The sequence below is a fragment of the Pedobacter sp. UYP30 genome, from assembly GCF_040547165.1.
Lineage (GTDB): Bacteria > Bacteroidota > Bacteroidia > Sphingobacteriales > Sphingobacteriaceae > Pedobacter.
In genome coordinates this window covers 1-22,515 of the sequence record NZ_JBEPPD010000020.1, presented here as the reverse complement: position 1 = coordinate 22,515, position 22,515 = coordinate 1, and the positions used below count along the sequence as shown (strand labels likewise).

18 protein-coding genes are annotated in these 22,515 nt (G+C 35.3%); 16 read left to right on the top strand and 2 right to left on the bottom strand.

Translation table 11 applies throughout. From position 1 onward, the window contains the following. The first annotated feature begins 1 nt into the window (after position 1). The 15 genes from ABIB40_RS17430 (at position 2) to ABIB40_RS17360 (ending at position 15,395) form a co-directional block, all read left to right on the top strand. Entirely contained in the window at positions 2-946 is a 945-nt protein-coding gene (locus ABIB40_RS17430; protein WP_354360678.1) for a glycosyltransferase family 2 protein, read from the top strand. Then, positions 918-1,979, top strand: coding sequence for a glycosyltransferase family 4 protein (locus ABIB40_RS17425; RefSeq protein WP_354360677.1), 1,062 nt, complete (start codon positions 918-920; stop codon positions 1,977-1,979). The genes ABIB40_RS17430 and ABIB40_RS17425 overlap by 29 nt, the downstream gene beginning before the upstream one ends. Further along, complete coding sequence (locus ABIB40_RS17420; RefSeq protein ID WP_354360676.1) at positions 1,969-2,703, top strand: FkbM family methyltransferase; 735 nt, start codon at positions 1,969-1,971, stop codon at positions 2,701-2,703. The genes ABIB40_RS17425 and ABIB40_RS17420 overlap by 11 nt, the downstream gene beginning before the upstream one ends. Continuing rightward, positions 2,703-3,671 (top strand): hypothetical protein, encoded by a 969-nt coding sequence (locus tag ABIB40_RS17415; RefSeq protein ID WP_354360675.1) that lies wholly within the window; start codon positions 2,703-2,705, stop codon positions 3,669-3,671. Before ABIB40_RS17420 ends, ABIB40_RS17415 begins: the two co-directional genes overlap by 1 nt. Then, positions 3,664-4,434 carry an FkbM family methyltransferase gene (locus ABIB40_RS17410; RefSeq protein WP_354360674.1) on the top strand — a complete coding sequence of 257 codons (771 nt, stop codon included), beginning with the start codon at positions 3,664-3,666 and terminating at the stop codon, positions 4,432-4,434. Before ABIB40_RS17415 ends, ABIB40_RS17410 begins: the two co-directional genes overlap by 8 nt. Then, positions 4,427-5,629 carry a glycosyltransferase family protein gene (locus ABIB40_RS17405; protein WP_354360673.1) on the top strand — a complete coding sequence of 401 codons (1,203 nt, stop codon included), beginning with the start codon at positions 4,427-4,429 and terminating at the stop codon, positions 5,627-5,629. Before ABIB40_RS17410 ends, ABIB40_RS17405 begins: the two co-directional genes overlap by 8 nt. 50 nt (positions 5,630-5,679) lie before the next feature. After that, on the top strand, positions 5,680-6,909 hold the full coding sequence (locus ABIB40_RS17400; RefSeq protein ID WP_354360672.1) for a glycosyltransferase: 1,230 nt from the start codon (positions 5,680-5,682) through the stop codon (positions 6,907-6,909). Position 6,910: 1 nt separating this feature from the next. Beyond that, positions 6,911-7,798 carry an FkbM family methyltransferase gene (locus tag ABIB40_RS17395; RefSeq protein ID WP_354360671.1) on the top strand — a complete coding sequence of 296 codons (888 nt, stop codon included), beginning with the start codon at positions 6,911-6,913 and terminating at the stop codon, positions 7,796-7,798. Positions 7,799-7,858: 60 nt separating this feature from the next. Next, positions 7,859-8,884, top strand: coding sequence for an acyltransferase family protein (locus ABIB40_RS17390; RefSeq protein ID WP_354360670.1), 1,026 nt, complete (start codon positions 7,859-7,861; stop codon positions 8,882-8,884). 95 nt (positions 8,885-8,979) lie between these two features. Beyond that, positions 8,980-10,467 carry a glycosyltransferase family 4 protein gene (locus ABIB40_RS17385; protein ID WP_354360669.1) on the top strand — a complete coding sequence of 496 codons (1,488 nt, stop codon included), beginning with the start codon at positions 8,980-8,982 and terminating at the stop codon, positions 10,465-10,467. Continuing rightward, a complete protein-coding gene (locus ABIB40_RS17380) occupies positions 10,464-11,900 on the top strand; it encodes an exosortase Y-associated Wzy-like protein (RefSeq protein WP_354360668.1) in 1,437 nt (478 codons plus the stop codon). Before ABIB40_RS17385 ends, ABIB40_RS17380 begins: the two co-directional genes overlap by 4 nt. A gap of 39 nt (positions 11,901-11,939) precedes the next feature. After that, positions 11,940-13,199: an XrtY-associated glycosyltransferase XYAG1 gene (locus ABIB40_RS17375; protein WP_354360667.1), complete on the top strand. Its 1,260-nt coding sequence runs from the start codon at positions 11,940-11,942 to the stop codon at positions 13,197-13,199. Beyond that, positions 13,200-14,075, top strand: coding sequence for a glycosyltransferase family 2 protein (locus ABIB40_RS17370; RefSeq protein ID WP_354360666.1), 876 nt, complete (start codon positions 13,200-13,202; stop codon positions 14,073-14,075). It begins immediately after the preceding gene. Positions 14,076-14,086: 11 nt separating this feature from the next. Next, positions 14,087-14,728: an exosortase Y gene (gene xrtY / locus ABIB40_RS17365; RefSeq protein WP_354360665.1), complete on the top strand. Its 642-nt coding sequence runs from the start codon at positions 14,087-14,089 to the stop codon at positions 14,726-14,728. A gap of 115 nt (positions 14,729-14,843) precedes the next feature. Further along, positions 14,844-15,395: a WcaF family extracellular polysaccharide biosynthesis acetyltransferase gene (locus ABIB40_RS17360; protein ID WP_354360664.1), complete on the top strand. Its 552-nt coding sequence runs from the start codon at positions 14,844-14,846 to the stop codon at positions 15,393-15,395. On the opposite strand, the gene ABIB40_RS17355 is transcribed toward ABIB40_RS17360, so the two are convergent. Both ABIB40_RS17355 and ABIB40_RS17350 read right to left on the bottom strand, forming a co-directional pair. Further along, the gene (locus tag ABIB40_RS17355) at positions 15,392-15,640 is read right to left on the bottom strand and encodes a hypothetical protein (protein WP_354360663.1); all 249 of its coding nucleotides are present in this window, start codon (positions 15,638-15,640) and stop codon (positions 15,392-15,394) included. The two genes, ABIB40_RS17360 and ABIB40_RS17355, sit on opposite strands and share 4 nt — an antisense overlap. Positions 15,641-15,649: 9 nt before the next feature. Next, the gene (locus ABIB40_RS17350) at positions 15,650-20,749 is read right to left on the bottom strand and encodes a DUF2341 domain-containing protein (RefSeq protein ID WP_354360662.1); all 5,100 of its coding nucleotides are present in this window, start codon (positions 20,747-20,749) and stop codon (positions 15,650-15,652) included. A 305-nt stretch (positions 20,750-21,054) separates the two neighbouring features. On the opposite strand from ABIB40_RS17350, the gene porV reads away from it, so the two are divergent. Next, entirely contained in the window at positions 21,055-22,221 is a 1,167-nt protein-coding gene (gene porV, locus ABIB40_RS17345) for a type IX secretion system outer membrane channel protein PorV (protein ID WP_354360661.1), read from the top strand. The last annotated feature ends 294 nt before the right edge of the window (positions 22,222-22,515 follow it).

The window sequence follows — 22,515 nt, the reverse complement described above, 5'->3', positions numbered from 1 at the left end:
CATGAATGAAAAACTGCCCTTAATTTCAGTGTGCATTCCTGCGTATAATTCAGCTCAATATATAGTGCAAACAATAACATGCATTTGCGTACAAAGTTATTCAAATATTGAAATCATTGTCGTAAATGATGGCTCACAAGACCAAACAGAAGAATTTTTAGAATCAATTAAAGATGAACGATTAAAAATTTTTAATATCCCAAACAGCGGTGCATGTAAAGCAAGAAATTTTGCTTATGAAAAAGCGAATGGCGATTTCATTGTATTTTTTGATGCAGACGATTATGTAATGCCTAATTTTATTGCAACACAGTATGATGCAATCAGGAAGGATTTAAATTCGGTAGTATTTTCTGGATGGGGGCGTTTCCATAACAATGATCTGACCACTTTGAAAATTGAAGAAACACCTCGTGAAACCTTCACGTTCCTTAAGTGGATAAATACTTATTGGTACAATACAAAATCAATGACTAATCCTGGTAGAGCCTTAATTCCGAGAAACTTACTTGAAATTGCAGGCTTATGGAATGAAGAACTGAGTTTAAACGATGATTTTGAGTTTTTTACAAGAATTTTTAAAACTTCTGAGAAAATTATATTCAATAATGAGAGCTATTTATTTTACAGATCAGGTTTGGATAGCTTATCGAATAAGAAAGATTTAATAGGCTATAAATCCTACTATTCATCCACGTTAAAGGGGATTGAGTATGCATTAGAAAGTTTTAAAGGAGACTCGGATGTTGAGAAATCCTGCGCAAATCTATTACAATTATTCGTTTATAGTTCCTATCCCACTTATCCAGAACTTGTAATGAAAAGTGAAAAGCTTATTCAACAATTGGGAGGTAGCGATTTACCTTTTCCTTCAGGTAAAATTACAAATTTAATTACAAAGATAATAGGATGGAAATATGCAAAGAGAATTAGATCAGCCATTTAAAAAACTCAAAATTGCAATTACTGCTGATCCGCAAATACCAGTTCCTCCAACATACTATGGTGGTATTGAGAGAATTATTGAAATGCTTGTTGAAGGACTAGTTAAACAAGGGCATCAAGTTTCTTTGTTTGCACATAAGGAATCTGTAACTAAAGCATTGTTTTACCCTTATCCTAGCAAAACAAATGATACAGTTGGTACATTGAAAAATATGATTTTTGTGAATAAAGTTTTACTCACAAATCAATTTGATATTATTCATAGTTTTAGCAGACTTGCCTATTTATTGCCAGCATTATTTTCTAAAACACCTAAAATAATGAGCTACCAAAGAGAGCCCACTATTGGTCAGATTAAAAAGGCACATAAACTCGCCCGAAAAAATACACTGTTTTTTACAGGTTGCAGTAAGTACATTAGTGATAAAATTTCACCATTTGCAAAAAGTTACACAGTTTATAACGGTACCGACCCAGCAAAATATAGCTTCACACAACAGTTTGATAATGCTAAGCCACTTATTTTTTTAGGCAGAATAGAACCAATTAAAGGGGTTCATCTTGCTATAGAGATAGCTAATCGAACTAATAAGGATTTAATCATTTGTGGTAATATTAGTCAAGAACATCAATCCTACTTTGACGAAAAAATCTACCCATATTTATCGGAAAAGATTAGATATGTTGGCCCAGTAGATGATGAACAGAAGAAGAGGTTATTATCTAATTCCTGTGCGCTATTAATGCCAATAATTTGGGATGAGCCTTTTGGTATTGTCATGGTTGAGGCAATGGCTTGTGGCACTCCTGTAATCGGATTTAAAAGAGGTGCTGTACCTGAGGTAGTTGTTCAGGGCGTAAATGGCTATTACGGCAATACTGTCAATGAGTTGGTTGAGTATGTAAATCAGATTAAAAACATTTCTCGTACCACGGTTTTTGAACATTACATGAAGAATTTTTCCTCATCGGTAATTGTTGATGATTATCTGAAACTATATTATAAACTAATATCAAAAAGAAATGAGCCTTAAACTTATAATAGGCAGATTAATAAATAATTTCATCATCAAATTATATGATTTTGATTATAGATTATTGAATTTTATCCCAAATGGCAGATATCTTAATCTGGATTTAAAACGAGCATCTATATCAATAGATAATATTTTTGATGTTGGTGCAAATACTGGGCAAACTTCGTTGGGGTTTGTAAATTCCTTTCCCAAATCAAGAATATTTACTTTTGAGCCAGTAGCATCAACATTCAGTATTTTAGCAAAAAATACGACCAAATTTCCTCAAATTAAAAATTTCAATATCGCATTAGGACACGTACAGGAAAGATTATCAATAATCAACCAAAATGATTCAGAAACAAATTCACTTAAAAGCTTAGTTTCTCCTGATGATGTTAGTGCTATAATGATAAATGTATCTACCGGTACTTTGTTTTGTGAAGAAAATAACATTACGACCATTGACATTTTAAAAATCGATACTGAAGGGTTTGAAATGAATGTTTTGATGGGTTTTGATAAATTATTTCTAGAAGGCAAGGTTAAGTGTATTTATGCGGAAGTTGGATTTGACCGAAACGACAATTTTAAAACAATGTTTACAGATATAGAAGCTTACCTTAATAAATTAGGTTTCTTAACCTCTGGATTTTATGAACCATATCGATGGGGAAACACTAAACTTAGACTTGGTTTTTGCAATGTGCTTTTCATTAATACAAATTTAATTCAAAATTAATGGAAGCTAAACTTAATGATAATATTACTTTACAAATAAATCTATCTCCTGGGGATGTGGATTATGCAGAAATGACTGTTCCAGCATTACTGATGAAACACGCAAACATTAAAAATATATTGATTATAGCAGACTGTTGTCGACCTCAAAAAACAAAGCTTCTTGATCCCGATGTTAAATTTCCAATGCTAGAGTTTAACTTGAAAATTGATCGCCTAATTGGAATATGTAATGAATTTCTGGCAAATGGATTAGTAACAAAAGTATATTTTTTGAAACCTAACGATAGCATTATACCTCTTCTATCAAAAAAATATCTAAATAATATTTATCAGTCAACACATTCATCAGGCGGTACGGCAAATATGAGTTATTGGGCTGGGATAGAATTACCCGAAACACAGTATGTTTTACACTATGATGGGGATATGCTTTTATATCAAAACCCAACTTACAGCTGGTATGATGACGCCATTAATCATTTAAAAAATAATAAAGACTGTCTTATCGCCGTACCAAGGCTTTGCCCTAGTCTTGAAAATAACCCTAATTACCCTCCTTCGAAACACGAAGGACGACCTTTCACTTCAGAAAATGATTTTTGGAAAAATGATTGGTTTTCAACTAGAGTGTTTCTAATTGACAAAGTAAGATTATCAAACTTTCTCCCATTAGTAAGGGGAAAACTTATGCTGGAACTTTTAGTTAGGAAATATTTTAACAGAGCTTTTCCATTAGATCCAGAAATAATCATGTTTAAGTCAATTGGGGGGAGAAATGGAAAACGATTAATTATGAAAAATTTAAATGCTTGGGTACTGCATCCCAATAGTAAAGACAAGAACTTTATTAAACATTTACCTAAAATTTTAGAACTTGTTAAAGTGGGTAAATTCCCACGGGAACAAGAAGGGTATGAAGACATAAAACTTGACGATTGGATTAAATACATAAAAGTTAATGGTTAAAATTTTACACCGAATACCTATCCTGAGAACTTTTGCAAAAGTTATTGCAAAAAATATCATTCTTTCTCAAAAGTTCTATTCAGGCCGTTTATTTTTTAATGCTGTTGATCATTCTTGGGCTTGGACAGGCAATTTGAGTTTTCAGAAATTTGACAGTTATTTACAGGAGAGTATTATTGGTATGTCTTATCAAAATGATCGATACATTGATGTAGGATGCAATGTTGGAGGCATAGGACTTGCTGTATTACTAAACAATAAAACAATTAATTCAGTATTTATCGACCCAAATAAAAATGCTAACGCATGTCTTATTAAATCCCTCAAATATAATAAGCTGGAAAATAGGTGCACTTTAATAAATGCGGTAGCGGCCTGCACCAATGACATCATGAATTTTAATTCTAAGGGTTCAGTGCTAGGGCATGTTAGCGATAATGGTAAGGAAAGAATTAAATCAGTTGATTTTTGGGCGTTATTAGCGGGATTTAACAAAAAGGAAAAAATTTTAGTGAAAATTGATATCGAGGGTTTCGAAAGCAAAATTTTTAAGAAAAATTTTGATGAGTGTTATCTAGATAATGTGACATTTATAATTGAGCTACATCCTCAAGACTTTAATGGTTTAGGAAATCCGTTATTGTGTTTTGATAGCTTAATTAACATTGGATTTGAAGCGTATGATTTGAATGAAAAGAAAATAGTTAGCATAGATCCTGAGATTATCAATCAGGTCGTATTCAGAAAAAGTCAACTTGGTTAATAAAATTACGTTAATTTCTTCAGGCCAACCTTCTCTAAATCCTAGATTGGTAAAAGAAGCAGATACACTGATTTTGAAAGGATATGAAGTGACGGTTATTTACCAGTACTGGAACGAATGGGCAACTGAATTAGACAAAAAACTATTAGCTGAAAAGAAGTGGAAAGCAATATGTGTTGGAGGTAGCCCTAAAAAAGAAAAGTTAAAATATTTCGTAAGTCGTGTTTTTCAAAAAGTAGCCATTTTTCTATCTCCATTGACATTTGGATATTTTTCTGATTTTGCAATCACAAGATCTTCCTATTTTTTGTTGCGAGAAGCAAAGAGAACGTATGCTGATTTATATATAGCCCATAATTTAGGCGCACTACCTGCCGCAGTTAAAGCAGCAAAGAAAAACAAAGCCAAATGCGGTTTTGATGCAGAAGATTTTCATAGATTAGAAACCGCTAACTATGAACGTGGTTACCGTTTAAAAAAAGTGATTGAAGATAAATACATTACCAAAACCGACTACTTAAGCACAAGTAGTCCTCAAATCTCTAAATTATATAAAGATATATATCCCTCCTTAGATCCAAAAACTATCCTCAATGTATTTAATAAGCAAGATATTAAAATAACAGAACGAACTTTTGCAGGCAAACCAGTCAAATTATTTTGGTTTTCGCAAACTATAGGAGAAAATAGAGGACTGAATATATTATTCGATGCCCTAGCTAAAATTAAATCATCAGACTATGAACTTCATCTATTGGGAGACCCTGCAACAAATTTTTTATCACAATTAAATAAAAAAGTAAAGCCGATCTTACATACTCCAATTGATTCAAATGCGATTTTAAAACTAGCAGGTCAAATGGATATTGGCATTGCAAGTGAGCCAAGCTTTTCAATAAATAATGACAATGCCTTGAGTAACAAAATCTTTAATTATATTCTAGCTGGTTTAGCTGTCGTTGCAAGTGACACTGCCGCACAATCTTCATTGCTTGTTGAATATCCGACAATCGGAAAAATTTATAGCAAAAATTCGTCAACAGCTCTATATGAAGTTCTAAATTTTTATATTAAAAATCCTGATTTATTAGCTAAGACTAAGGAAAACAGTTTTCAATTAGGTCAAACTGTTTTAAACTGGGAAAATGAAAGTAAGAAGTTCATATCGATAATAGAAAAAACACTTTCCATTTGAAACGCGTCTTAATAATTTCGCCCTACTTCCCTCCTTCTAATGCTGCAGATATGCATCGAATTAGAATGAGTTTACCCTATTTTGCAACATTTGGTTGGGAAGCTGAAGTGGTAACCGTTGATGACAAATACAGCGAATTGGTTAAAGATGCCTTGCTATTGCGTGGCATTCCAAAAGAAACTATAATTCATTTAGTAAAAGCATTTTCTAAAAAATGGACTAGCAAAATTGGCTTAGGTAGTATTGCACTACGTTCGTTGTTTTTTTATAAGCGAAAGATTAACCAGATTTTGAAAAAAGAAAAATTTGATTTAATTTATTTCTCTACTACCCAATTTCCGGTTTTAATTTTGGGTACTTACTGGAAGAAAAAGTTTAATATTCCGTACGTAATAGACATGCAAGACCCTTGGCATTCGACCTATTATGACGATAAACCAAAAGCAGAACGACCGAAAAAATATTGGTTCTCTTATCGATTGAATAAATATTTAGAGCCCATTGCCATGAAAAATGTACATGGGTTAATCAGCGTATCAAACGCCTATCTCGACACGTTAGAAAAACGTTATTCAAATGTAAAAACCATCCCTAAGCAGGTTATTCCTTTCGGTGCATTTCAACCCGATTTTGATTTTGTTAAAGCGAACGCTAATTTATTTACGTCCTCCATCATTAAAGAAAAAGGCAGCATCAATTTCGTATATATTGGCCGTGGTGGTTACGATATGCAAGTTGCTCTAAAATTGTTATTTTCTGCTTTTAAAATTGGTTTGAAAGAATCTCCTGAAATATATAACAAAATTAGATTTCATTTTATTGGCACTAGTTACGCTCCAAAAGGCGAAGGTAAATTAACCATTAAACCGATTGCTGATGATATGGGATTAGCCAGCTATGTATACGAGCGAACAGACCGAATCTCATTTTATGAAAGTATTTACACCATGTTAACTGCAGATGTTTTATTAATTTTGGGTTCGGACGATCCGCAATATACGGCATCGAAAATCTACCCGTACATCTTGGCCGAAAAACCTTTATTGGCATTTTTTCATCCAAGAAGTAGTGCAGGGAAAATAATTCAAAACTGCAACGCAGGTAAACTAATCTCTTTAATTGATGAGAAAGACGAAAGTATAGCTTCGATAAAAAATTATTTAATAAATACCGCTCAAAATTTAGAAGCCCCAAAAACCGAATGGGGAGAATTTAATAGCTACACTGCAGAAAATATGACTAAAAATCAGGTTGAACTCTTTAATAAAGTAGTTAGTTAAAATGGAAGCATTTAAAAGAACTTTTGGATTTATAAATCAACATCCATTAGCTAGCAAACATTTGCTTAAATCATATTTTAAGTTTTTTACATGGCAAGTAAAATGTAGAATAAATAAAGAATTACAACCTATAAAATTTGTAGATCAAACCTATTTCTTGGCAAAGAAAAGCCTAACTGGTGTTACCGGAAATATATACACGGGCTTGCATGAATTTCATGACATGGGATTTCTACTGCATTTCTTACGTCCTAAAGATGTTTTCTTTGATGTTGGAGCAAATGTTGGCGCTTATACATTATTAGCTTCTGGAATTTGTAAATCGAAGTCCATATCGTTTGAGCCTGTGCCATCTACTTTTGATATTTTACTAAAAAACATCGAACTAAATAACCTCCAAAATTTAGTAAAACTCGAAAACAAAGGTGTTGGTAAAGAACATGGTCTTCTTAAATTTAGCTCTGATGAAGATACCACAAATCATATTATTGCTGAAAATGAAGATCATCATCATTTCATTCAAGTACCCATAGTGTCTCTAAATGATTACTTCCCAAATGTAAAACCCGCTTTAATTAAAATAGATGTGGAAGGTTTTGAGACAGAAGTGTTAAACGGCGCTCACGAAATTTTAAAAGATTTAAATTTAAAAGCCATCATAATCGAATTGAACGGGAGTAGTGGCCGTTATGGATATGATGAAACCCTTATTCATGATAAATTAATTGAGCTATCATTTATACCTTATCATTACGATCCATTTAAAAGATCACTTACAGCGCTTGACACTTTTGGGATTTTTAATACAATTTACATTCGAGATCTGGAGTATGTAGAGAATAGAGTCAAAAATGCTGAACCGTTCGAGGTCTTTAATCAAAAAATCTAAAGATTTCATTAAATATTTTCCTTAAAATCAACCCTCTAATTTCAAATTTCCATTTTTGGAATGATAAACAACACTAGTTTAATTACATCCCAAGATAGAGTAAATCCAAAAAGAATTGCTTCGGTTGATATGTTGAGAGCAATTGCTGCATTATCGGTTTGCCTATTTCACTTTAGCAATGGCAACCCAAACTATTTTCCAAATGGATTTTGGTTAAAAGAAGTTGGAAGCATCGGTTGGGCAGGCGTGCAGATTTTTTTTGTAATATCTGGCTTTATTATCCCGTATTCGCTTTTTGCAAATAACTATAAGTATGCTGATTACAAATTTTTCTTGTTAAGAAGATTTGCCAGAATAGAGCCTCCGTACTTTTGTGCAATAATAATCTGTTTGGCATTAAATTACCTCAGCACGTTATCCCCATATTTTAAGGGCGAACCCTTTAAGTTCGATTTCATAAACATTGCTTTACATTTCGGTTATCTAAATGCTTTCTTTAATCAAAACTGGATAAATCCTGCTTTTTGGACATTGGCAATAGAATTTCAATTCTACTTACTCATTGCTGCGCTTTTTCCATTACTTGTTCATTCTAAAGTTTGGATACGATACCTTGTTCTATCCGCATTTCTAATTAGCTCACTACTAATTAAAAATGGAGGTTTAATTTTTGGTTTTACCCCTTATTTTGTGCTAGGAATTTTAATCTTTTATAATAAAACCCATCTTCTATCTACCAAATATTGTATTTTTTTAAACCTCTTAATTCTTGCACTAATTTATTATAACAATGGGATAGTTCCGTGTGCATTTGCAGCTTTTGCATGTTTAAGTTTATTGTTTATCCATCATTATTCCAACAAATATCTGCTTTTCATTGGTTCAATTTCTTATTCGATATACCTTATTCACGTACCCATTGGAGGTAGAATTATAAATTTTTCGATGAATTTTGTAAAAGGTAATGAAGGTAGAAGTATGATCTTATTACTTGCTATATGTGTTGTAACAGTAATGAGTTACATATTCTACAAACTGATAGAAAAGCCTTCAATAAAACTTTCAAAATCAATCAGAAATGGGTAAAATTTATCATCTTGTCCTAAACGGTTTGTCATCTAGAACGTAGTGAGAGAACTAAAAAAGAAATTAATAATAATTCTAAATACTTTAATCTTCAATTGAAAAAACTCGCCGTCGTCATCACACATCCCATCCAATATTACGTTCCGGTCTTTCAACTACTGGCAAAAGCCTGCGATTTAAAAGTTTTTTATACTTGGGGAGATAAAGGAACGAAAGAAAAATATGATCCTGCTTTTAAAAAACTAATTCATTGGGATTTGCCACTGTTGGATGGATACAATTATCAGCTCCTACAAAATACTGCTAAAAATCCCGGTTCTCACCGTTACAAGGGAATTGATAATCCAGATTTAATACAACAAATTAACACCTTCAAACCCGATGTTATTTTAGTTTACGGTTGGGCTTATCAAAGTCATCTAAAAGTGCTGCGCTATTTTAAAGGGAAAATCCCTATTTGGTTTAGGGGAGATTCCAATTTAATAGATGAAAAAACAGGTATCAAACAGTTAATAAGAAGCTTGTTTTTAAAGTGGGTGTATAGCCACGTGGATAAGGCATTTTATGTGGGTAAAGCCAATAAAGCATATTACCAAAAATTTGGAATGCCAACGAATCAACTAATATTCGCTCCGCACGCAATAGACAATGACCGATTTGCTGAAGATAAGGCTAGGGAAGCAGAGGAGCTTAGAACAACACTTAACATTAAAAAAGAAGACATATTAATTCTCTTCGCAGGTAAATTCGAAAAGAAAAAGAACCCCGAACTTTTACTTAATGCTTTTATTAGGATAATGAAGGAGTCGGAAGTCGGAAGTCCGAAATCGGAGGTTAAAAGTGTAAAGTCTACAATTCAAAGTTTGTCGTACGAAGGCATGAAAAACAATGCCGTCGGCGACAAAACCTCTTACCCTTTAGGGGTTGTCCGAAGGATAGGGGTTCATTTACTTTTTGTGGGCAATGGGGAATTGGAAAAGAGTTTAAAGAAGAAAGCAGGGTTAGAGGTTAGGGGTTATGGGTTAAAGGATAATGAAGTCCTTCGACAACTTGTCCCGATTTCTCGGGAGGCTCAGGATGACAAAGGTATTGAAAGTCGAAGTTTGAGAGTTGAAGGTCTATCGTCTATCACTTCTCTAGCTGTAGTTCAAGCTGACCGAATAGAGAACAAAAATCCACATCTCACATCTCACATCTCTCGTCTCACATCTCAAAACATTCATTTTATGGATTTTCAAAATCAAATGCAAATGCCGATAATATACCAAGCTTGCGATTTGTTTTGCTTACCATCTAAAGGCCCTGCAGAGACATGGGGCTTGACGATAAATGAAGCAATGGCTGCGGGAAAAGCAATCTTGATTTCGGATAAAGTAGGCTGTGGATTTGATCTTGTTAACAATGATGAAAACGGATATAGCTTTGAATCAGGAAATGAAGCCGATTTAATCGACAAACTAAAGAAATTGTGCGCAGATAAAGATTTATTACGTAATATGGGTAAAATATCCTTAGCCAAAATAGCATCTTGGAACTTCAAGGCGCAAGTGCAGTGCTTTAGAACCGAATTAGATAAGATATGATTGGAGCAAACGAGCGATCGAAAACCATTGTACCGCTTTTCATTCCAGTAATTTTAGCCTACTTATTTAGCGGGATACCAGTTGCGTCTTACATAATCGCGTGGTTAGGGTCTCTATTTATATTTTATTGGACATGGTTTTCACCATCAGTATATGTTAACGAAGATTTGCCCATTTACCGGCAAATCATGCGCCCAATTTACCTAACTCAATTCATTTTCGCCGGCTTCATGTGTGTCACATCCATATTCTATTTTATGGACCACCTGGGCTATAGGTATTTTACCGAGGTTCAAAATGGACTCCAATTTCAAGGTTCTGAAAAAACATATTTAATCGCACAATGTCAAAGAATGAGTTTACTTGGCCATGCAGCAATTGTTACCGGTATTATTTTAAAGATTAAGAAAGAACCTATTCAACCTAAAAATTACACTTTTTATATTGGCCACAATTATTTAATTGGCTTGTCTTTAATTAGTTATGCAATCGGTTTTATTTGCCAGTATCTACCCGGACTTAACCAAGTTGCGCTGCCAGTTATCGCAGTTGCGATTAGCTGTGGAGCGGTTCTTTTTGTAAGAGGAGTGGTAGAAAAGAACTTGAATTATCTATTGGTTGGCTCTTTCATATTTATTGGCAATTTTTTAAATGCAAGCTTAAGCGGTTACAAAGAGCCGATAATTATCAATGTAATCATACTAGCTTGTTTGTTTTTACCTTATTATAAAAAAGCAATTATTTGGCTCGCTATACCGACTGCCTATCTTTTATTATACTTTCTCCCTACATACAATACGGTTGTAAGATCATCATGGAATGGGGAAGTATCGGCAGAAGAGGCCAGAACAGAAGCTTTTGAAACACTCTTAGGAAATGAAAATCAAGATGAAATTGAAGAAACAAATTGGAGCTTCTTAACCAATCGATTAAGTGAAATTGACATGTTTACAACCTTTGTAGCCTACGTTCCTGCACATCATGATTATTATGGCTTTAAAATTCTAGAAGATTCTTTTATGGCGTTAATTCCCAGAATATTTTGGAAAGAAAAGCCTAATATGGAAGAGGTTTCCATGGAAAGGGTTTATGAAGCTGGCGTTGCAAGTAGGTTTTCTTCTGTTTCTGCGAAAACTAGGCCAGTGGTTGATGCTTATCTAAGTTGGGGAGTTCCTGGCGTTTTTTTTACCATGTTAATTTATGGTTTGATTATGCAGAGCATGTGTAATTTGGCAGAAGAATTATTCGGCAGTTATGAGCTAGGTTGTGTAATTGTATTTAATAGCCTATTCCAACAACTATGGCGAGGAAATAATTTCGAATTTATGATTTCCAACTTTTTTTATAGTTACTTAATTATGCTCGCTTTATGCAAACTTCTTATCGTAGTTAAAATAATAATACCAAAATTTACAGTTAGTAAAGGTGGTTAGAGGTTTAGGGTTTAGGAAAATGAACACTATTATTTTATTTTGAAAATCATTCATATTACAGCTTCTTATAAACCAGCATACATTTACGGCGGCCCGATTATGTCGGTTGCAAAATTGTGCGAGGCCATTGCGGAGCAAGTAGCGAACAAGGAACAAGGAATAAAGAATAAGGAAGGTAAAGAAACAAAGACCAACGAGATACAAGTTTTTACCACAACCGCAAATGGAAAAAAGGAATTAAACGTACCAAGACGCGAGCCCCAGATGGTAGATGGCGTTCGGGTAACCTATTTTAAGAGAATTACAAAAGACCATACGCATTTTTCGGCGTCGTTACTATTGCATTTAAGGAAGGTGCTTCGACAGGCTCAGCATGACAACACAAAGATAATAGTGCACATCCATGCTTGGTGGAATTTAGTTTCTATTTTTAGCTGTTTTATTGCCAAATGGTTTAAAGCACCAGTTGTTTTATCGCCCAGAGGAATGTTAACGCATTACACCCAACAGAATAGGCATAGTCTAGCTAAGAAAATAATCCATCAAACAATAGGCAAAAACCTGCTCTCCTACTGCCACATACATGTAACTAGCGAATTAGAGAGAGTCGATATTCAGTCTATAATAATACCAAAAAGCATTACAGTGATTCCAAATTTAGTGGAACTTTCTCAGGGCGGTCATCCACCGTCTTCCGACGTTCGTGCATCATTTTATCGGAATGCGGAAACCACGGACGAAAAACGAAAAACGAACGAAGAAAAACAAGTCTTCAAACTAATTTTTCTATCCAGAATTGAGCAGAAAAAAGGTTTAGACTTTTTATTTGAGGGCTTAAATGCGTTAGAATTCAACTGGCAATTAACCATTGCAGGATCTGGAGAAGAGGATTATGTGGAAAGCTTAAAGGCTAAAGTCAAAAATTTAAAGCTTAACTCTAAAATCATTTGGGTCGGACAAATAAAAAATGAAGATAAATTTAGTCTTCTGGCTCATCACGATCTTATGATTTTAACTTCTTATAATGAGAACTTTGCAAATGTTGTAATCGAGAGTTTATCTGTAGGAACACCTGTTTTAATCTCAAATAAAGTTGGCCTAGCAGATTATGTCGAGCAAAAGGATTTCGGTTGGATAGCGCCCTTAAACATTGACGAGATAAAAAATGAAATCTTAAAAGCACATCAAGATGTTAAAAAAAGAAACTTTATTCGAGAAAATGCACCTAAAACCATAGTGATAGATTTTTCTGATGACCTTGTAAATCGCTACATTAAACTCTATCAGACCCTAATTTAGATGAACAAAAATTTCAGCTTTGTGATTTTAACTTTCAATGAAGAGATTCATTTGCCTAGATTATTAAGTTCGTTAAAGGAACTAAATGCTGCTACATATATTTTAGATAGTGGAAGTACTGATAAAACCCTAACAATTGCCTCCAATTTTAAGGCTGAAGTTAAGGTAAATAAATTCGAGAATCATCCTAAACAATGGGATTTTGCTTTAAAAGTTTTCGACATTCAAACGCCTTGGATTATTGGTCTTGATGCAGACCAAATGATAAGTAGTGAACTTTTTATGCTTTTACAAGGATTTAAGGATGATGCATACCTCAATATAAATGGAATTTATTTCAACAGGAAAAATTATTTTCAAGGCAGTTGGATACGATTTGGTGGCTATTTTCCCTTTTTTCAACTAAAAATGTTTAGAAATGGCATTGGCTATTCTGATTTGAATGAAAACATGGACCATAGATTTGTGGTTAAGGGCGAAACCACTATTTGGGAAAAAGGATATTTGATTGAAGAAAATTTAAAAGAGAACGATTTAAATTTCTGGTTGGAAAAACATGAGAAGTATAGCAATCTCATTGCGGAAGAAGAAATTGAACGAGGAAAAAAGTTGAGAATTCAGACTTTAAAGCCTCATTTATCTGGCAGCCCAGATGAACGGAGAGCTTGGTTTAAAAAAATATGGTGGAGATTGCCACTTGGTATTCGCCCCTATTTTTATTTTATTTATCGCATGATTTTTAAACTGGGTATTTTAGATGGCAAAATCGGCATCAAATTTCATTACCTTCAAGGCTTGTGGTTTCGACAACAGGTTGATAAAAAAATAAAATTGTTAAGAAAAATTGAGAAATCAGCTGTCGACATTAAAATTTAGAAACATTAACAATGAGTAAATTAAATTTTGGCAACGCGCAAACAGATTCTAACAAACAAGCAATTAAATTTATTCTAACTTTAATATGTTTGTATATTGTTTTCAGTCAAGGGAATCTATTTATGAATAGCGTAATGAATCCAGAAGCTAGGTTTTACAACTCGTATATTTCAGATCATTTTAACTATATACAAGGCTTAAAAAGCGCCTTGATAAAACCAGCTGCATCGATTATTCGATTATTTGGCTTTTATGTTATTTATAATTACCAAGATGTAATGGTGGTAAACGGCCCTCAACTACGCATTAATTACTCTTGTTTGGGCTTGGGCGTTATGAGCTTTTTAACAGCTTTTGTTCTTTCTTTCCCATCTACATGGAAATCAACTTTTAAGATGTTGGTGATTGGTTTGGTAGTTATCTACATACTTAATATTTTTAGAATTGCAGGACTGGGAATATTATTGGGTTTTTTTAAATCACAACGCCATAACTTTACCTACCATCATGAAATATTTAATGTTTTAGTTTATCTATGTGTTTTTGGGATGCTTTATATTTGGATTGGTAGAAAGCCAAAAGCTCAAAGCCTAAAGGTTAAAGCGGAAAGCGGAAAGCTCAAAGCAGAATCTAAAAAACGAAAAGAAAATTAGAAGATGCGTAGCTTCGTCCGAAATCATAACTGTGGGTTTCAACCCACAGACTATAAGTGAAAAATAAAAAGGTAAAAGCCCCTTTGGGGTTTGTGGAGGAATAAAACACTACATTTTGCAAGAAACCCATTTACATAAGAATTTTAATACCGGCGATTTTAAAATCGGAGCTTCTGTTATTAAACAGATTTTATGGTATTTCATCAACATTCTTTTTTTTAAGAGTCGACTAATTCCTTTTAGTGTAATTTTAGTTTTTATACTGCGCCTTTTTGGCGCCAAAATTGGAAAAGAGGTCCGAATAAAACCCGGAATTTATGTTAAATACCCTTGGAAACTAACCATAGGCGACTACAGTTGGCTTGCCGATTGTTATATAGAAAATTTAGACTGGGTGCATATTGGCAAAAATTGTTGTATATCGCAAAAGGCCATGTTGATAACAGGCAACCACAATTATACAAAAACCTCTTTCGATTTAATTACAAAGGAAATTATATTAGAAAACGGAGTTTGGGCTGGCGCCAACACTACAATAGCACCAGGCGTTACTGCCCACAGCCACGCGGTACTTTCTTTAGGTAGCGTGGCCACTAAAAATCTGGAAGCTTATTCCATCTATCAGGGCAACCCCGCCCAGTTGGTTAAACAAAGGACAATTATCTAGTCCCTATTAACCTTTATAATGATAGCCTGTTTTTGTTTAGCCACAAAATACAAAGCGATTCCCCCAATCAAAAGAAAAACTATATCACTGTCTATCGGACAAGCGAGTGGATCCACACCCACCACTGCATCTGGGTCACAGGGTTGGCCTGGATCGTTTTGCCTAGCAGAAAGATCTTGAAACGTAGAGATAATAATGATCATCATTAAAAGGGCTGAAAAAATACCCATATAAAGCTTCTTCATTCTTTGTATTTATTGTTTTATAAATTTGGATCGACCTATAGTTTTATTCGAGTTTGTTATTTCTATAATGTATACGCCTGGACTAAACTTGGCAAAATCTATACTTGTGCTGTCTCCAGTAAAGGCTGCATTGGTAACAACCTGCCCAGAAATATTATAGATACGTACGGTAGTCTCATTATCATAGATTTTGTTTAGCGTAATGTTCAATTTATTTATTACCGGAATAGGATAAACTGTAAAGCCCGTATTTGACAAAGGTAAACCATCATATTTAATGTTAATAACTGATGAATAGCTCGTTTGATCGTTAACATCTGTTTGAATCAACCTGTAATAATTATCTCCAATGTTCGGCTGCTTATCAATATAGCTATACACCTCTCTAGCATCTGATGAGAAACTCGTTAATGAATGGAAATTGATAGTATCTATCGATTTCTCTAAGGTAAAAACCACGGGTTTGTTCTCCACTCCAATTTTCCAGCCAACATTAATATGATCGGCTATGCCACTGCCATAAAAATTAGACAATGTGTTTACCATTAATGGTGTTTCGGCGAAAGCAACTTCAAAACGCCCATCGCGATATGTTTCTGGCACGGATCGATCTATCGAGAACCCATAAGTACTCTGCGTTGCAAGTTTTATGGTATCAACTTTAAAATTGTCAATAAGCAAAGCTTCATATTTTTTATCTAAGCTTGCTACTTCGGTTGCAATAAGATTAAAAGAGCCAGATAAATAACTTAATACCGATAATTTAATTTTTGTGTCTTTTGTAATGGCTGGATAATCATTTATAGCAAGTTTAATGTTATCTGAAGAGTAACTTGATAGGAAAGTTGTTCCATTACCACCCATATCACTTGCATCTTCAGCTCCGTCGAACTTTTCCTTCCCGCTTTCATTAAATTCAATCACTATATCATCTTGCGCAGTACTGTCTGCTTGGTTGATAAACAGCATTTTTAAATATTGAGGTTTTGAGTCAATCTGTTTAAAGTGCGAAGTGGACATTAAAAGAGTAGGCGCAGTTGGATTAGTAAGGAGTTGCTGATCAACTTTTGCACCCTCACCAAATGTAATAGCAGGGGCGCCTGAGAGTCTTTGTACAAAAAAACCTTGACCAGAAGCAATAAATTTCGATGCATTACCTGTAGATACACCGGTAGTTCTGTTATATGTATTGAAAACTTTAGTTTGAGGATTCAATACATTTATAAATGGTGTTAGATTTGTATAGGTAATTCCCGTAGAAGTAACATCTATTGTTGAAGGATATGGATTGCCCACCAAGTTATACCCGTCTGCCGTACTGCCGGTATTGGTATAGGTTAGCGCGGGCGAATATGAGCCCTGGTTTACAACGCCATTGTAAACCAACGTATTATCCTCCACTGGCAAAGAAGTACTGAAACGATTACCAGTAGCAGATCTCAATCCTCTAAAAAAAACATAAGCACCTTCTCCTACCTTAAAAATGTTTCCTGTTAAGGGTAAAGAAATGGGTGCATAATCGTATTGAGATACGGCGCCAGGAACAGGCTCATTATACCGATAAATGGTGGGATTATGATTTGGTGACCAATCAAATACCGTAGCACTGTTAGGATCTGACGCACCAATATTTGCGGCATCAGGACTGCCAGAAATATACATGTTCTGTTTGAGATTGAATATGTTGTAATTAAGAGGAACACCCGGTGCATGTACGGGAGAAGACATCAGCCTAAAGCCACGTCTTGCATTCGTGTTGCCACCTTTCATAAACCGCTCGACATAAAAATTACCACTAATGGCGCTACCCGCAGGTATTGAAGCAACAGATGCCGTTTGATTCTCGAATGACTTCAAGGTAAATTTACCTGTACCAATAACAGATGTGCTCAAGTTGCCCTTTATCAACGTTAATGTATTGTAAACATTTAAATTACTGCTTGCATTTATATTTATTGTACCGCTTGCAGAATTGTTTATAATTAAATTGCCCAAATTGCTGGTTGATGCATTTCCAAAATAGTCTTGTGTAGCTAATGAACCGTTAAAATTTAATGACGAGACTAGACTGGCGTTATAAAAGATCTGGCCGCTATTGTAAACATTACAACCCACATTTAATGTATTGCCATTAAGTGCCAGAATTGCTCCATTTGCTATAGATACACCATAAAAAGATTTTGAGGCAAAAAGCATCGGACTTTTACCTGTTGGAATTACTACAGAAACCTTTGCGGTACTAGCTGGCAACTCAGTTAAATTGATGGTGTTATTTGTAAAATTACCTAAGGCAGAAAAGTCTGTTGCCGAAGTTGCACCAGTAAAAGTATAGACTAAACCAGGGTAAGTGGAAGCCGCTACAGCGTCTGCCTGTAAGCCACCTAAAGGTAAAACAACAGATGGCAAAGTACCAGTAGTACCCGGGTTGTTTTGATTGCGATATTCAGACAATCCCCAATTTGCGTCTTTTGCTGTTTGAGAAACCCTGGGTTCATCAATAATACCATTGAACCAAAATGCATTACCTCCTTCACCCACACCAATGTTAAGCACTCCCCCTGCACTGGGCGCACCTATCCCTGTTCTAGTTTGCTGTGCAACACCATTCACATACATAGCCAGTGTGGTGCCGTTGTATACCCCCTGTACATAATACCATGTGTTTAATGCTGTAGTGAAAAATGGGCCTGTGGTATTCGGCTGTCCAAATCGATCTGGGTTGCCGTCACTCTGCATTTCTGGGTTAGTGCCGTAAGTTGTGTTGGTGTTAAGCCCCATTTTATAACCAAAACCAGCACTAGTTTGGTTACCAATTATTTTTTGATCGTCGAATGGTGGCGTAGTTGATTTTATATTAATCCAAGCAGATAAGGTATATGGAGATGAGGTAATGGCGTAGGCTGGACTACTTTGCACCTCAATTTTCTGAGTTGTGCCGTTAAAATTATAGGCAGTACCGATTTTACCGGCAACCAAGTTAGTAGCGGTCATGCCAGTATTTGTACCTACCAATCCAGCCGTTGCATCTTTTGTAGTTCCGGTATACATGTTTTCCTTAAAATGAAAAACAGTTTTATAATCAGACCATACGGTGGCTTCGTTGTTTGTACCAGGCGCTAATTTGCCAAATAGCATGTTAATTGCCAAGTTAGTTGCATTAGAAACAGAGGGCAGTTTTACCCAGACCAATAAACTTCCTGTTGCCGGATCATATTTATCAATGTCGTAAGGTAATGCGACACCGTCTGTGGTAGTAAAAGCAATGTCTGCACCGGTAATAGAAGTAACTTTACCAAAGGAAGTATTTCCTCCTGTCAAATCGCAACCATTGGTGGTTTGTTTTAAATCAGGATCTGTAATGCTTATTAAATACGGGAAATTGGTTTGCGTACCTGCAATTATATTTGTCGTATTTAAAGTGATGGTCTTTTTGTAAGCATATCCATTAAATAAAGCGTTATTAAATCCGTTAATCTCGGGAACAGAAATTTCTCTATTAAATATCTGTATATCATCTAACGAACCTGCAAAGAAAGGGCTAGTTGGTGCATTTTGCCATCCCCCTCCGAGAGCATCATAACCAATTCTCCAATATCCATCATGATTCTCAGCAGCTGTATTCGCATTTGTCCCTATCGAAACCCCATCCACATAAAATTTCATGCCAGTTCCTGAGAGAATCCCAATGGCGTTGTGCCAAACATTGTCGTTATAGGCGGTCGTACTGGCAATTATAGAAAAACCACCGTTGTAAATTCCAAAATAGAGCTTCCCATTATTGTCCATATAAACATGTCGATCATACTGCCCACTTCCGCCACTTTGCTGATTCCCAAAGCCAATTAATTTTCCGCCTTGAGTTGTAGTTGTTTTAAACCAAATACTTATCGAAAAGACTTGAGGACCCGGAGTTAGTATTTTAGTTGTTGTCGTAATGTTGCCCGTAGAACCATTAAAAGTGTAAGCACTATTCGCATTTCCAAAGCGATCTGTAGCAGGTGTAACACCACCGACAAGCGTACCGTTATTGTTATTTCCCGAAACGTCATTGGTAGGGGTGCCCGCAGCATCGTTAGCATTCCCGTTAAACGGATAAGCATAAGTGGCCGCTAATGCCATGTTTTGGCTTCCTGCTAACGGACTGCTTAGGGTTTCCCTTAATGCAAACACTTTCCAAAAGTAATTGGTATAGGCATTTAACCCTGTAGCTGCATATGAGGTAGCATTTGCAGCAGTTAGGGCTGCATAAGTATAGGTTGACCCACCATCTGTAGATTGGTAGATTACATAGCCATTCTCATCTGTTGCATTATCCACCCAGTTTAAAGTCATCCCAGTACTAGATACTCCAGTAAAAGTTAAAGATGTTGGTGCGTTTACAGTAGAACGAAATGAATAGGTTTGGCCTGCTACCGGTTTTGTGCTTATATTTGTAGTTGAAACTGTAGAGCTTGCAACGGCACCTGCAGTAGAATTGTTTAGAGAAAGATAGTTTGAATTGCCGATGGCAGTTGCAGTGATGCCAATAGAAGCACCCCCAGCATTTATAGCTCCGGTTTCTGGTCGATAAACAAAAGAAACTTTACCTGTAGCCTCATCCAATATAACTTGAAACGAAATTGCAGAACTAGCAGCCAAGTAGTTCCACCTTATAGTTAAATATTGACAGGTAAATAGTCTAGAGCCAACTGCGCCGGTAGTTAAATAAGTAAAATTTGCACCTGCAACAATATTTAGGTTATCCCATAATGGAGCCAATATGGGCCTATTAGTGCCGCCTGTAGCAGATAAATCATCAGTATTCAAATAACCCGCCGCCGTAATTGGACCACCTAAACTTAAAAGGCCATTTGTTCCTGCTGATATTGTAGTGTATTTAACACCCATGTACCAAAAATCGAAGCCGATAGGTATGTTATTAAAAGCACCGTCATCGGTTGTACCTAGTCCACCTGGTGTAGTACCCCCAACTAAAGCCGTAAATGTTCCAGCACTTGCCGTAAAACCATAATTTGTTATATTTTGTGCAGAAGCTACATTATAAACAAAACAAAACAACAAGACAGAAACAGCCCTACTTACATATTTAAAAAACAAAGAATTAAGCATACTTGGGACGTATTTAAGGTTTCAATGTAATTATTTCAAATTTACAACTTTTGTAAGCTAAAAAGAAACATATATACAAGAAGTATCGTCTTAATCAAACAGGCTAAAAAAACCATCCATTTTTTAATGAAAATTTGATAGAGGAAAATATCTAAAATTATTTAACCTTTTCCCATTAAAACATACTAGCAAAAATTTTGCTATTTATAATTAAGCCATAAATGCAAACAGCTATCCCAACTTTAACAAAGCTGTAAGCCGATAAAACATTATTTTTTTTTCTTATTTTTGAAAAAACAACATACATGCGCATCTTTACCGTCCCAATTATTTTAGTGCTTTTATTGCTTGTTATAACTGCTAAGGCACAGGTTCAAACTGATGGAAGCCAAGGCAACAGCATCTATACAGCTGTTCCTTTCTTGCTGATTACGCCCGATGCTAGGGCTGGAAGTATGGGCAATGCTGGTGTTGCAGTTGCTGGTGATGTAAACAGTTCTAGCATTAATGTAGCAAAACTTGCCAACTTAAAAGAACAATATGGTTTTGGACTATCTTATACACCTTGGTTAAAAAGTTTAGCACCTGATATTAATTTGGGTTATTTAAGTGGCTATTATAAACTAGACGATCGAAATACCATCGCCGCCTCTCTCCGCTATTTCTCCTTAGGAAATGTTCAGCTCTTAGACGAAAACCGACAAGATTTAGGCAGTTTTAAGCCAAACGAAATTGCTGTTGATGCTTCTTTTGTGCGTTCTTTTGGCGATGAATTTGCACTTGGCTCAACTTTACGCTTCATCTATTCTAATTTAGGATCAAGTCAGGTATCTGGAGGTAAGGAATATGCTGCCGCTAAAGCTGTAGCTGTTGATGTAGCGGGAATCTATAGAAGTCCGATGAACTTATTCAACACAGATGCAACACTTTCTATAGGTGCCAATATATCAAATATTGGAACAAAGGTAAGTTACTCGACCGGAGCAAGTCATTTTTTACCAGGTAATTTAAAACTTGGTGCGGCAACTACCTTTAATTTTGATGACAATAGCGATTTTACTTTTGCACTAGACTTTAACAAACTTCTTGTTCCCACACAACCTAATTATGATACCGATGGAAACATTACAAGTGGCAAAGATCCAGATCGTTCCGTTCCTTCTGGCATTTTCGGTTCATTTAGTGATGCGCCGGGAGGCTTTACGGAGGAATTGAAAGAAGTTGGCCTATCTACCGGAATTGAATACACTTACAACAAACAGTTTGCATTAAGGGCAGGTTACCAATATCAAAGTCCGACTAAAGGAAACGCCCGTTATTTTACTGTAGGTGCGGGTTTTAAGTACGATGTGTTAAATTTAGATCTTTCATATTTGATAGCCGATGCGCAAACAAGCCCTTTAGCAAATACATTGAGGTTTAGTTTGCTATTTAATTTTGGGAGTGCAAGCAAAATTTCGGAAAGTAAGTGATTGGGTTAGGCGGGTATTTGGTTAGAGGTTAGGTGGTTAGAGAATTAGGTGGTTAGCCGGTTAGAGGGTTAGCTAATTTGAATTTAAGTCAATTATCTTGATACTTACTACTTTATACTATAGAGGTGGTTAGCCTTTAAGTCGGTCATCTTGATACTTGATACTAACTACTTTATACTATAGAGGTGGTTAGCCTTTAAGTCGGTCATCTTGATACTTGATACTAACTACTTTATACTATAGAGTTGGTTAGGTGGTTAGAGGGCAGTTGGTTAGCCGTTAAGTCGGTCATCT

Excerpts from the sequence above, each read along its gene's own strand:
- ABIB40_RS17430 (WP_354360678.1), top strand. The coding sequence starts at position 2 with ATGAATGAAAAACTGCCCTTAATTTCAGTGTGCATTCCTGCGTATAAT.
- ABIB40_RS17425 (WP_354360677.1), top strand. The coding sequence starts at position 918 with ATGCAAAGAGAATTAGATCAGCCATTTAAAAAACTCAAAATTGCAATT.
- ABIB40_RS17420 (WP_354360676.1), top strand. The coding sequence starts at position 1,969 with ATGAGCCTTAAACTTATAATAGGCAGATTAATAAATAATTTCATCATC.
- ABIB40_RS17415 (WP_354360675.1), top strand. The coding sequence starts at position 2,703 with ATGGAAGCTAAACTTAATGATAATATTACTTTACAAATAAATCTATCT.
- ABIB40_RS17410 (WP_354360674.1), top strand. The coding sequence starts at position 3,664 with ATGGTTAAAATTTTACACCGAATACCTATCCTGAGAACTTTTGCAAAA.
- ABIB40_RS17400 (WP_354360672.1), top strand. The coding sequence starts at position 5,680 with ATGCATCGAATTAGAATGAGTTTACCCTATTTTGCAACATTTGGTTGG.
- ABIB40_RS17395 (WP_354360671.1), top strand. The coding sequence starts at position 6,911 with ATGGAAGCATTTAAAAGAACTTTTGGATTTATAAATCAACATCCATTA.
- ABIB40_RS17390 (WP_354360670.1), top strand. The coding sequence starts at position 7,859 with ATGATAAACAACACTAGTTTAATTACATCCCAAGATAGAGTAAATCCA.
- ABIB40_RS17380 (WP_354360668.1), top strand. The coding sequence starts at position 10,464 with ATGATTGGAGCAAACGAGCGATCGAAAACCATTGTACCGCTTTTCATT.
- ABIB40_RS17370 (WP_354360666.1), top strand. The coding sequence starts at position 13,200 with ATGAACAAAAATTTCAGCTTTGTGATTTTAACTTTCAATGAAGAGATT.
- xrtY (WP_354360665.1), top strand. The coding sequence starts at position 14,087 with ATGAGTAAATTAAATTTTGGCAACGCGCAAACAGATTCTAACAAACAA.
- ABIB40_RS17355 (WP_354360663.1), bottom strand. The coding sequence starts at position 15,640 with ATGAAGAAGCTTTATATGGGTATTTTTTCAGCCCTTTTAATGATGATC.
- ABIB40_RS17350 (WP_354360662.1), bottom strand. The coding sequence starts at position 20,749 with ATGCTTAATTCTTTGTTTTTTAAATATGTAAGTAGGGCTGTTTCTGTC.
- porV (WP_354360661.1), top strand. The coding sequence starts at position 21,055 with ATGCGCATCTTTACCGTCCCAATTATTTTAGTGCTTTTATTGCTTGTT.